The 11,710-nt window shown below is 70.7% G+C and carries 8 protein-coding genes; 4 read left to right on the top strand and 4 right to left on the bottom strand.

What is annotated here, in order from left to right; all coding sequences use genetic code 11:
- The first annotated feature begins 193 nt into the window (after positions 1 to 193).
- On the top strand, positions 194 to 1,345 hold the full coding sequence (locus A33M_RS21465) for an adenylate/guanylate cyclase domain-containing protein (RefSeq protein WP_008391916.1): 1,152 nt from the start codon (positions 194 to 196) through the stop codon (positions 1,343 to 1,345).
- Between the two features lie 268 nt (positions 1,346 to 1,613).
- Entirely contained in the window at positions 1,614 to 3,116 is a 1,503-nt protein-coding gene (locus A33M_RS21460) for an MFS transporter (RefSeq protein ID WP_008391914.1), read from the top strand.
- A gap of 182 nt (positions 3,117 to 3,298) precedes the next feature.
- Here the strand turns inward: A33M_RS21460 and A33M_RS21455 are convergent, their stop codons facing one another.
- From A33M_RS21455 to A33M_RS21445, 3 genes are all read right to left on the bottom strand, one after another.
- Positions 3,299 to 6,526 carry an efflux RND transporter permease subunit gene (locus tag A33M_RS21455; protein ID WP_008391912.1) on the bottom strand — a complete coding sequence of 1,076 codons (3,228 nt, stop codon included), beginning with the start codon at positions 6,524 to 6,526 and terminating at the stop codon, positions 3,299 to 3,301.
- 1 nt (position 6,527) lies between these two features.
- Positions 6,528 to 7,493 (bottom strand): efflux RND transporter periplasmic adaptor subunit, encoded by a 966-nt coding sequence (locus A33M_RS21450; protein WP_040622491.1) that lies wholly within the window; start codon positions 7,491 to 7,493, stop codon positions 6,528 to 6,530.
- 217 nt (positions 7,494 to 7,710) lie between these two features.
- Positions 7,711 to 8,382 (bottom strand): Crp/Fnr family transcriptional regulator, encoded by a 672-nt coding sequence (locus A33M_RS21445; RefSeq protein ID WP_008391909.1) that lies wholly within the window; start codon positions 8,380 to 8,382, stop codon positions 7,711 to 7,713.
- Between the two features lie 253 nt (positions 8,383 to 8,635).
- On the opposite strand from A33M_RS21445, the gene A33M_RS21440 reads away from it, so the two are divergent.
- Positions 8,636 to 9,853, top strand: coding sequence for an ATP-binding protein (locus tag A33M_RS21440; protein ID WP_008391906.1), 1,218 nt, complete (start codon positions 8,636 to 8,638; stop codon positions 9,851 to 9,853).
- Between the two features lie 3 nt (positions 9,854 to 9,856).
- On the opposite strand, the gene A33M_RS21435 is transcribed toward A33M_RS21440, so the two are convergent.
- A complete protein-coding gene (locus tag A33M_RS21435) occupies positions 9,857 to 10,993 on the bottom strand; it encodes a glycosyltransferase family 87 protein (protein ID WP_008391904.1) in 1,137 nt (378 codons plus the stop codon).
- 275 nt (positions 10,994 to 11,268) lie between these two features.
- Between A33M_RS21435 and cowN the strand changes: the two genes are divergently transcribed.
- Positions 11,269 to 11,541 carry a N(2)-fixation sustaining protein CowN gene (cowN, locus tag A33M_RS21430; protein WP_008391902.1) on the top strand — a complete coding sequence of 91 codons (273 nt, stop codon included), beginning with the start codon at positions 11,269 to 11,271 and terminating at the stop codon, positions 11,539 to 11,541.
- Positions 11,542 to 11,710: the final 169 nt, after the last annotated feature.

The raw sequence follows: 11,710 nt of genomic DNA, 5'->3' as shown, positions 1-11,710 counted from the left end.
CGCCGTCGCGGTGGCGGGGGATTTTCCGTTTGCTCCGGCCTGTCCGCCCCTCACCCCGACCCTCTCCCCGCGTGCGGGGAGAGGGAGTGGCGCAGCATCCGGGGCATCGTTCGATCGCCAGCCGACACGTCGTCGACGTATTCTGCGTATCGAGCGATGGAAAACGCAGCTCTCCCCTCCGGACGCCCGTCTCATGAACGACCCGCCGAAAATTCTGGCGGTGGACGACGCGCCGGAAAACCTCGAGATCCTGAAGGTCAGGCTCGAGGCCAGAGGCTACGACGTGATCACGGCGGCCGACGGCGACGAGGGTCTCGCCCGCGCGCGTGCGGAAAACCCCGACCTCGTGCTGCTCGACGTGATGATGCCGAAGCGCGACGGCCTGTCGGTCCTCGAGGAGCTGAAGGCGGACGCGACGCTGCGCTTCGTGCCGGTGGTGCTGGTGACCGCGCGCGCCGACATCCGCGACGTGATCGCCGGACTCGAGGCGGGCGCCGACGACTATCTGACGAAACCGTTCGAGCAGGCGGCGCTGGTCGCCCGCGTGCGCTCGCTGCTGCGCATCAAGGCGCTGAACGATCTCGCCCAGGAGCAGGCGAGGACACTCGCCGAGCAGGCGGAAAAGCTCGCCGTGGTCAACGCGTCGCTCGAGGAGAAGGTCGCCGCCCAGGTCGCCGAGATCGAGCGCATCGGCCGGCTGCGTCGCTTTCTGCCGCCCCAGGTCGCCGAGCTGGTGGCGAGCAGCGGCGGCGCGATGCTGGAGAGCCACCGCCGCGAGATCACCGTCGTGTGCTGCGACCTGCGCGGCTTCACCGCCTTCACCGAGAGCAGCGCGCCGGAGGACGTGACGACCGTTTTGCGCGAGTATCACCAGGCGGTCGGCGAGCTGGTGTTCGCCTGCGAGGGCACGCTCGAGCGGTTCGCCGGCGACGGCGTGATGGTGCTGTTCAACGATCCCCTGCCCTGCCGCGATCATGCCGCGCGCGGCGTCAGGCTCGCGCTGGCGATGCGCGACGCGATGGACGAGCTCGGCGAGGTTTGGCGGCAGCGCGGCCACGCGATCGGCTTCGGCGCGGCGGCGGCGCTCGGCTTTGCGACGCTCGGCGAGATCGGCTTCGAGGGAAGGCGGGAATACACCGCGATCGGCCCGGTGGTGAGCCTCGCGCACCGGCTGTGCGCGGCGGCGAAACCCGGCGAGGTGTTGATCGACCAGCGGCTGCGCACCGCCGCCGGACCCGCCTGCGAGGCGGAGCCGGTCGGTGAGCTGTCGCTCAAGGGATTTCGCCACCCGGTGCCGACCTTTTCCGCGGTCGGATGGCGGGAAGATCGGAGCAGCTTTCCGTGACGTCGCCCGACGCTCCGCTCGTGCGGACGCGGGATCCGGTCGGCCGTTCGGGGTGGCGCTGGGTCCCCGCTTTCGCGGGGACGAGCGGAAACACTTTTCCGGTCCGACGTCGCCGCTCGGCCCTCGGGCCGCCGGGCGCCGCGCGGCCGTCATGCGTGCGCGGTGGCGCCGCTTTGCAGAAAAACATGCAAAGTGACCCCGAGCCGTTGCGCCCTCGCCCGTTCCGTGGCACCAGCCGGAACCGGCCAACATATTCCGGACGCCTTCCGTGACCGACATTCCCGAGCCGGACCCCGCCGCCACTCCCCCGGCGGGCGAACGCCGCTCCGCGTTCCTGGTGATCTTCCCCTCGATCATGCTGCCGATGTTCCTGGCGGTGATCGACCAGACCATCGTCGCGACCGCCCTGCCGGCGATCGCCTCCGACATCGGCGACATCGAGCGGGCGCCGTGGATCGTCGTCTCCTACCTGATCGCCGCGACCATCGCCGCGCCGCTCTATGGCCGGCTCGGCGACGCGTTCGGTCGCCGCCGGCTGATGTTCGTCGCACTGACGATCTTCATCCTCGCCTCGGTCGCGTGCGCGGCGGCGCCGAGCGTCGCGCTGCTCACCGCGGCACGCGTGCTGCAGGGGCTCGGCGGCGGCGGGCTGATGACGCTGTCGCAGGCGCTGGTCGGCGAGGCGGTGCCGCCGCGCGAACGGGCGCGCTGGCAGGGATGGCTCGCGACCGTCGTGGTCACCGCCAACGCGGTCGGCCCGGTCGCCGGCGGATACTTGACCGAGCATTTCGGCTGGCCGTCGATCTTCCTGATCAACATCCCGCTCGGCATCGTCGCGATCTTTCTCACGGTGCGGCTGCCGGTGCGGGCGGCGCAGGGGCGGGCGTGGCGGTCCGATCCCGGCGGCCTTCTGCTGTTGACGGCGTTCGTCGCCACCACGCTGGTCGCGCTCGAGCAGATGAAGCACGCCGACCTCTCCGCCCTGCCGCTCGCCGCGAGCTTGCTCGCCTGCGGCGTGATCGCTGCCGTGCTTCTGATCCGCCACGAGACGCGCACCGCCTCGCCGGTGGTGCCGTTCACTCTGCTGCGCCAGCCGGCGATCTGGCGCAGCGACGCGCTCGCCGCCTGCCACGGCGCGGCGCTGGTGTCGATGATCACCTTCCTGCCGGTCTATCTGCAGGTGGTGCACGGCGTCTCGCCGTCGCGGACCGGCCTCCTGCTCACCGTGCTCACCCTCGGCCTCGGGCTCGGCTCGATCGGCACCGGGCGGCTGATGAGCCGCACCGGCCGCACCACCGTGTTTCCCGCCACCGGCCTCGCGATCGCGACCTCGGTGCAGATCTTCTTCGCCACCTTCGGCGCGGCGGTGCCGACCGCGGCGCTCGCGGCCGCGATGTTTCTCGCCGGCCTCGGCATGGGCACGGTGATGGGCGTGGTGCAGGTGACGGTGCAGAGCGCAGCCGGCCGCGCGCGGCTCGGCGAGGCGGCGGCGTCGGTGCAGTTCTCGCGCTCGATCGGCGCCGGGCTCGGCACCGCGCTGGTGAGCACGCTGCTGTTCGCGGTGCTGTCGGCCGAGAATCCGGCGGCGCTGGATGCGTTCGCGGCGATGCTCGAGCACGCGCGGCCGGGGGTCGACGCATCGTCGCCGGCGGCGATCGCGGCGGTGCGCGGCGACATCGGCGCGGCGTTCCGCGCGGTGTTTCTCGCCTGCGCCGGGTTCGGCGCGCTCGGGTTTCTGCTCGCGATCACCAATCCGCTGCGGCGGATCTGAGACGAACGGCAACAGAGTTCGACCTCGTCCAGAGGAGCACTCCGTAGGAGTGCGTCTCGAAGGACGAGGGCACGAACGATGGTAAGGCTCGGGCCTCATCCTTCGAGACGCCGCCTTCGGCGACCCTCAGGATGAGGTCATTGGCGCTCGGCCGCCGCCGTGATCGCGCCGCCTCGGCGCCATCAGCGCCAGCCGAACAAGCCGCGCGGCGGCGCCGGACGTGGCGTCGGCTTCTCCGGTTTTTCGGGCTCGTCCGGCTTTTCGGGCTGTTTCTCCCGCTTCGCCGTCGCCTGCCCGGCGGGCGGCGGCGGCGCGCCCGGCGGCTCGTCTTTCCCGGTGCCCGGCCCGGCCCCGCCATGCGCCTCGTGACCGGTGATCACCATCTTGCCGAGCTTTGCAAAGCCGCGCCCGACATCGTCCATCACGGTGAACACCGCCGGCACGAACAAGAGTGACAGCAGCGTCGAGACGACCAGCCCGCCGATCACCGAGATCGCCATCGGCGAGCGGAACTCGCCGCCCGCGCCGAGCGCGAGTGCGGCCGGCGTCATGCCGGCGACCATCGCGAGCGTCGTCATGATGATCGGCCGGGCGCGTTTCTGGCCCGCCTCGATGATCGCCCGGGTGCGATCCATGCCGTGCGCCACCGCCTCCACCGCGAAGTCGACCAGCATGATGGCGTTCTTGGTCACGATGCCCATCAGCATCAGAATGCCGATCACCACCGGGATGCTGATCGACAGATGCGCGATCAACAGCGCGATGATGGCGCCGCCGATCGACAGCGGCAGCGAGAACAGGATGGTGATCGGCTGCAGGAACCCGTGGAACAGCAGCACCAGCACCGCATAGACCATCATCAGGCCGTCGCGCATCGCCGCGGCGAAGCCGCCGAACAGCTCCTGCATCGCCTCCGCGTCGCCCGACTGGTTCACCTTCACGCCGGCCGGCAGATGCTGCATCACCGGCAGCGCATCGATCTCGGCGAGCGCCTGGGAGAGCGCCGCGCCGCCGACCAGATCGGCCTCCACGCTCACCTGCCGCTGGCGGTCGTAGCGCGAGATCGAGGCCGGCCCCTGCGCCAGCTCGATGTCGGCGACCGCGATCAGCGGCACGGTGGTGCCGCGCAGCGTCGGCACCCGGAGCTGCTCGAGCACCTGCCGATCGGCCCGCCCGCTGTCGGCGATCATCACCCGGATCGGGATCAGCCGGCCGCCGGCATCGAATTTCGCCAGCCGCTGGCCGACGTCGCCGATGGTCGCCACCCGAACGGTCGCGGCGAGCGTCTCGGTGTTCACCTCGAGCCGCGTCGCCAGCGCCTTGTGCGGCATGATGCGCAGCTCCGGCCGGTCGAGCGCGGCGGTCGAGACCACGTTGGCGACCGAGGAGAGGCGCCGCATCTGGTTGGCGAGCTCGGCCGCGACATTGGCGACCGTGCCCGGATCCTGCCCGGTGACGATCAGCGCCAGCCCGCGCAGGCCGTTCTCGTCGAGGAACCAGTAGCGGATGTCCGGCACGTCGGCGAGGTCGCGGCCGATCGCCTGCTCGAGCGCCTGCTGGGTGAGCGTGCGCTCCTTCTTGGGCGTGTAGTTGACGATCAGCGCGGCGGTGCGCACCTCGGTGACTTTTGGCGGGATCCGCCCGCCGTCGACGAACACGCTGCGCACCTCGGGCCGCTTCTTCAGGATCGCGGTGATTTTTTCGGTGACGGCCTGCGTCTCGGAGAGCTGGGTGCCGGGCGGCAGCTCGATCGCGATCACCGAGCGGGCGGTGTCCTGCGGCGGCAAAAAGCCCGACGGCAGCAGCGTGATGCTCCACACCGAGGCGGCGAACAGGCCGAGCCCGATCAGCACGGTGAGATAGCGCCAGCGCACCGACGACTCGAGCACGCGGGTGTAGAGCCGCATCAGGGCGCCCTGCCGCTCCTCCTTCTTCGGGTGCGCTTTGAGGAAATAGGCGGCGAGCATCGGCGTCACCATGCGCGCGACCAGGAGCGAGAACAGCACCTGCACCGACACGGTGATGCCGAACTGCTTGAAGAACTGGCCGGCGATGCCGCCCATGAAGCTCGCCGGGGTGAACACCGCGACGATCGTCAGGCTGATCGCGATCACCGCGAGGCCGATCTCGTCGGCGGCGTCCATCGAGGCCTGATAGGGCGACTTCCCCATCTGGATGTGGCGCTCGATATTCTCGATCTCGACGATCGCGTCGTCGACCAGAATGCCGGTCGACAGCGTGATGGCGAGCAGGCTCACGAGGTTGAGCGAGAAGCCGAGCACGTCCATCGCCCAGAAGGCGGGGAAGATCGACAAGGGCAGCGCGATCGCGGCGATCGCGGTGGCGCGGATGTCGCGCAGGAAGAGAAACACCACGATGACGGCGAGCGCCGCGCCCTCGAACAGCGTCGAGATCGCGTTCTCGTAATTGCCGAGCGTGTGCTCGACCGAGGAATCGATCAGCTCGAGCCGCACCTCCGGGTGCGCCTCGCGGATCCGCGCGACCCGCTCCTCGACGCCCTTGGCGACGGTGACGTCGCTCGCGCCCTTGGCCCGCAGCACGCCGAACGCGACGATCGGCTCGCCGTCGAGGCGGGCGAAGGTGCGCGGATCGGCGATCGTGTCGGTGACGACGCCGAGGTCGTCGAGCCGGATCTCGCCGCCGCCGAGCAGGCCGAAGGTGGTGCCGGCGAGCCCCTCCAGCGAGGTCGCCCCCGCCATGGTGCGGATCGCCTGATCGCGTCCGCCGATCTCGGCGCGGCCGCCGGCGACGTCGGCGTTGTTCTTCAGAAGCTGCTCGGAGATGCCGGCCGCCGTCAGCCCCACCGCCTGCAGCCGGTCGGGATCGAGCGAGACCAGAATCTCGCGCTCGACGCCGCCGATGCGCTCGACCCGGCCGACCCCGCGCACCCCCTGCAGCGCGCGCTTGACCACGTCGTCGACGAACCAGGACAGCTCCTCGGGCGTCTTTCCCGGCGCGATCGCGGCGTAGGTCACGATCGGCAGCCCCGCCACCTCCTGGCGCTGCACCATCGGCTCGACGATGCCGCTCGGCAAGCTGCCGCGCACGCGGGTGATCGCGTCCTTGACGTCGTTGAGTGCGCGGTCCGGGTCGGCGTCGAGATTGAAGCTGATGATGGTGGTCGACAGCCCGTCGGTGATCGACGACTGGATGTGCTGCACGCCTGCGATCGCCGAGACGCCGTCCTCGATCACTTTCGTGACCTGCTCCTCGAGCTCGGCGGGCGAGGCGCCGAACTGGCTCACCACCACCGAGACGATCGGCAGGTCGACGCTCGGCAGCCGGGTGATCGGCAGCTTCTGGAAGCTCATCCAGCCGAGCAGCACGGTGACGATCGAGAAGACGATGGCGGGCAGCGGCCGCCGGATGGACCATGCCGAGATGTTCATCTCACGGCTCCTCGAGCTGGCCGGTGGTGTCGTCGCGCACCATCGGGCGCACCTTGTCGCCGTCGCGCAGCGAGCCGCCGGCGTTCGCGATCACCACCTCGCCCTCGGCGACCCCGTCGCGGATTTCCGCGCCCTGCCCCGAGACCAGCCCGACCTTGACGGTGCGGGTCTCGACGGTGCGGTCCTTCACCACCTGGACGGTGGCGCCCTCGGTGCGGAAATGCACCGCCGCGCGCGGCACCGAGACGCCGCAGCTGCGCGCCGCGTCGATCGTCGCGCGGGCGAAGCCGCCGATCTTCAGCGAGGGATCGTTCTCGATCGAGATGCGCACCGGGCCGAGCTGGCTCACCGGATTGATCTCGGTCGGCACCAGCCGCACGCGGCCGGGAATGTCGCGGCCGTCGCCGAACTCGACGCGGGCGGTCTGGCCGGGCTCGATCTTCGGCAGATAGAGGCTCGGCACCTCGGCGGTCAGCTCGATCTCGCCGTCGAGCGCGATGCGAAACAGCGGGTCTGGCGCGCGCGGCGAGGCGAGCGCGCCGAGCACGGCGTTGCTCTCGATCACCAGCCCGTCGACCGGCGCGCGCAGCGTGGTGCCGGCGCCGTCGGCGCGGGTGAGCCGGGCGACCGGCTGGCCGGCGGTCACGGTGTCGCCGGGGCGGGCGAGCACCTGGCCGATGCGAAAGCCCTCCTGCTCGGGCACCACCATCGCCTCGGCGCGGGCGACGAACAGGCCGTTGGCATGCACCGCGCTCGAGAAGCACGCCGTTTTTGCCCGCGTCACGATCACCGGCACGCCCTTGGCCGCGGCCTCGGTGGCGGCTTTGCCCACGGGCTTGCCCGGGGCCTCGCCGGCGGGCTCGCCCGCGGGCTCCTCGGCCGCGCGCGCCACGCCGACTGCACCGCCGACGACCAGGAGGAGGAGGAGAAGAAGAAGAAAAGCCGTGCGGATGAGGACCGTCGCCATCGTCCGCCGCGTGCTCGGAGTGAGGATCATGCGGAAGAACCCGTGTGGTGGCGATAAGGTGATGCCGCCGCGGTCGCGGCGGTCGACGAGCAGAGCTCACAGGTCGCACCGGATCGATCGGCGCCGGCCGGCAATGAAGGGTCGCGCCGAGGGTCGCAATGGTTCGGTGCGACGTCGAGACGAATTTATGCAGATAACGAAACAAATTTGCGTCACGTTACGCCTTGTGGTCGGTATCGGCAAGCCGCTGCACGTCGACGCGGATGCGGCCGCGGCCGAGCTCGACGATGCCGCTCGCCCGCCATTCCTGGAGCTGACGGTTGACGCTCTCGCGGGTGACGCCGACCAGTCCGGCCAGCTCGTCCTGGGTGATCTGAAGCTCGGCGCCGAAATCGGCGACCAGCGCCGCGAGCCGGCGCGCGAGGCGCACCGACAGCGGCAGGAACATCATCTCCTCGGTGCGCTCGTTGGTGGAGCGCAGCCGCCCGCACAGAAGCTCGATGATGCGGATCGCCAGCCGGCCGTCCTGCTCGAGCGTTTTCAGAAACTCGGCGCGCGGCAGCACGAACAGCTCACAGTCCTCCTGCGCCACCGCGTCGGCGGTGCGCGGCCGCCCGTCGAGCACGGCGATCTCGCCGAACACGTCGCCGGCGCCGAACATCTCGATGGTCATCCGCTCGCCGCTCGGCGTGCCGGTCTCGATGCGGATCTGGCCGCGCCGCACGCCGTACAGCGCGTCGCCCGGATCGCCCTTGACGAACAGCGTCTGCCCGGCCGGCAGCTTGCGCATCTGGCACAGCCGCGCGATCGCGGCGAGCGCCTCCGGCCCCAGCCCCGAGAACAGCGCGTTGGTCCCGAGAAGGGTCGCGAACTCGAGCGGCTTCGCCATGCACGCACCCCCGCGTCGTCGATGCCCTGCACGGCGTCGCAGGGAGGAATCCTCCGAGCGCGCCAAAATATGACGGTTTCATCCGCAGCATAGACCGAATAAGAAGACGGTCCAACAAACGGGTCGATTCGGGGCCGGCCGTTCGCCGGCACCGAGTGCGGCGGATCGTCCTGCACCATTGGTGCCTCGGCCGGGGCGTCCGGCGGCCGAGATCGCGACGATGTGATCGCCGGGCGCGACGAGTGGAAGGCGCGTGGCCGAGCCTCCTGCCGCTTCCAGACGACGCAAGCGTCCTCCGTCGGGCGGCACGCGGCGGCAGCGCCGTGGCGAAGACCCGGCCGCCCGCGCCTTCGAGCGGGTGGTGGCGGCGCTCGCCCACGACATCCGCACGCCCCTCACCGGCATTCTGGCGATCAGCGAATTGTTGGCGATGTCCGACCTCGGCGAGCGCGAGCGCGCCTGGGTGGCGGCGCTGAAGAGCTCGGCCGAGCATCTGACCGCGCTCACCTCGCTGATCGTCGACGGTGCGCGCGCAGCCGAAGCCGGGCTGGTGCTGCGGCGCGAGCCGTTCGATCTCGCCCGCACCGCGGCCGATGCCGCCGCCTCGGCCGCCGCCCGTGCCCAGGCGAAGGGCATCGCCTTCTCGGCCACGATCGCCGCGGATCTGCCGACCGTCGTGATCGGCGATCAGGTGCGGCTGCGCGGCGCGATCGAGAACTTGCTCGACAACGCGGTGAAGTTCACCGCCTCCGGCGGCGTGGGGCTCGAGGTCGACCACACGGCGGTCGAGGGCGGCCACCGGGTGACGATCGCCGTCACCGACAGCGGCATCGGCATGCGCCCGGCGGAGATCCGGCGGCTGTTTCGGCCCTTCGCCCAGGCGAGCGAGCGGGTGGCGGAGAAATTCGGCGGCGCCGGGCTCGGGCTCGCCTTCGTGCGCCGGCTCGCGCGGGCGATGGGCGGCGACGTCACGGTGACCAGCGTGCCGGGCCAGGGCAGCACTTTTGCGCTCACGGTGACGCTGACGGGGGTTTCGGCGGGCGATGCCGCGGACGAGCCGGAGACGCCTGCGGCCGAGCCGATGGGGGACACGACGCCGCTGCGGGTGCTGTGCGTGGAGGACAACGCGCACGGCCGGGTGGTGCTCGAGACGGTGCTGTGCGAGCTCGGCCACGACGTGCGCTTCGTCGGCTCGGGCGAGGAGGCGGTCGAGATGCTGAAGCAAGACGGGTCGGTCGATATCGTGCTGATGGACGTGGTGCTGTCGGGGATCGACGGGTTCGAGGCGACGCGGCGCATCCGCGCGCTGCCGGGGGCGGCGGGCGAGGTGCCGGTGATCGGCCTGTCCGGCCGGTCGGGCGAGACCGACGAGGCGATCGCGCGCGCCGCCGGCATGACCGCCTATCTGCAGAAGCCGGTGAGCCCGCGGATGCTCGCGCAGGCGCTGCGCGCGGTGCCGCGCAGAGCGTGACGCTCAGGCGGGGCGGGCGGCAAAGGCCCGGCGCAGCACCAGCCGCATGACGATTGCGGTGGCGACCAGCCCGACCTGCACCGGCACCACCAGGAACGACAGGATCAGCGCCGCGGCGAGCAACAGGCCGACGATCTCGATGCGGGGAAAGAAGCCGTCGTCGATGCCGCGGCGGATCAGCACGGCGGCGGGGATCGTCAGCACCGCGAGGTCGTAGACGAAGGCATAGGGCGTCGCCAGCAGCGCGCCGCAGGCGAGCGCCGCCGCCTTCAAATCCATCGGCGTCCGCTTGCGTGCCCACAGCACGACGATCACCGCCGCCACGGCGAGCGTCACCGCCCCCTGCACCAGCGTTGCGACGAGCTGGCTGCCGCCGAGCAGCCGCACCAGCCCGAAAACGCTCTGCAGCTTTGCCCAGCCGACCAAGCCTTCGGCGAGGTTGATTTTTGTCGCGACCGGCAGCGAGGCGACGTACGCCGCCAGCACGTCGGTTCCGAAAACGAGCGCCGAGGCTGCGGCGAGCAGAAGCGTCGTCACGACCGCGGCGACGATCGTGCGCCAATGGCCGCCCGCGAGCAGCGCCAGCGGCACCAAAAGCCCGAGCTGCGGTTTTATGGTCAGAATACCGAACAGCACGCCGGCCAGAACCGGGCGCCTTTCGAGTGAGAGCAACGCGCCGCCGAAGAGCGCCGCGGTGAGAAAGCCGTTCTGGGTCGCGACCAGATTCCACAGCGCGCCGGGCGCGGCCGCCGCGACCAGCAGGCCGAGGCCGCCGCCGACGAAGCCGCGCACCACCAGCGCATAAGCGAGCCCGGTGACGGTGAGCCAAGCGAGCATCGCCGGCACGAGCGGCAGCGTCGCGAAGGGCGCCGCGACGAACAGATAGGCCGGCGGATAGAACCACGGATAGAGGCCGTCATAGTCGTGGCCGACCGCGGCGACCGCGACCGTCTTGGCGGTCTCCCAGTTCCAGGCGGCGGCCGCCTGCCCGTCGAGCGCGAGCCTGCCGCCCGCCCACACCATCACGAAGTCGTTGGCGACCGGCCGCCCGTCCGGCCCGACCAGCCAGAATCCCTGCAGCACGCTGCCGGCGAGAAACACCAGATAGCCGAGCGCGAGCGACAGGCAGATCACCCCCACCAGCCGCCTCGGATTCTTTTCTTCGCCCCCGGCGGGCGGGAGCGAGGCCGAGATGTCTGACGCGGGAGACGGGCGGTCGGGCATGGCAGGAACCGAGTGGCGAGGGCGACGCAGAGATTAGCGGACGCCGCTTTCGGCCGGCTTAAGGAACCGGCCTGCCGCACGCCCGGCACGGATCGTGCTTCGGGCGGGTCTCCCCGAACCGACGCGGGCGCCGGGCGGGCAGCCGCCCGGTTCACCCCGCCCTTTCGCCCGAAAAATGTAGAAAAGCCGACATGTCGCGACAGGACCGCTACGTCACCTTCAAGAACATCGATTGCGAGGGCATGACCGAGGCCGTGATGGCCCGCGTGCTGCGCCACGCGGAGGCCGGCGACAGCCCGTTCTGGCCGTATTTCCTGGAGCAGCGCGCGCTCGGCCACGACCGCGGCTACGACGACCTCCGGGTGCTGCACAACTACCTGCCGACGCTGCGCGAAATCCTCGAGTCGCTGGACGACGAGGAGACCCTTTCGCTGCTCGAGGAGTTGGAGCGCACCTGCATGTGACACGGTTTCCCGCTGAACGGCTCGGCTTCTCACCCTCTCCCGTGGGGAGAGGTGGAGGCCCTGCCGTCATCGAGGTCCCGAACCGATCGTTCCAAAGCCGAGCGTGACACCAACGGCGATAGAGTCCGACCTCGTCCCGAGGAGCACTCCGCAGGAGTGCGTCTCGAAG

Source organism: Rhodovulum sp. PH10, assembly GCF_000293785.1.
Lineage (GTDB): Bacteria > Pseudomonadota > Alphaproteobacteria > Rhizobiales > Xanthobacteraceae > Rhodoplanes.
The sequence above is the reverse complement of the archived record's forward strand: the minus strand, read 5'-3'. Positions and strand labels throughout refer to the sequence as shown.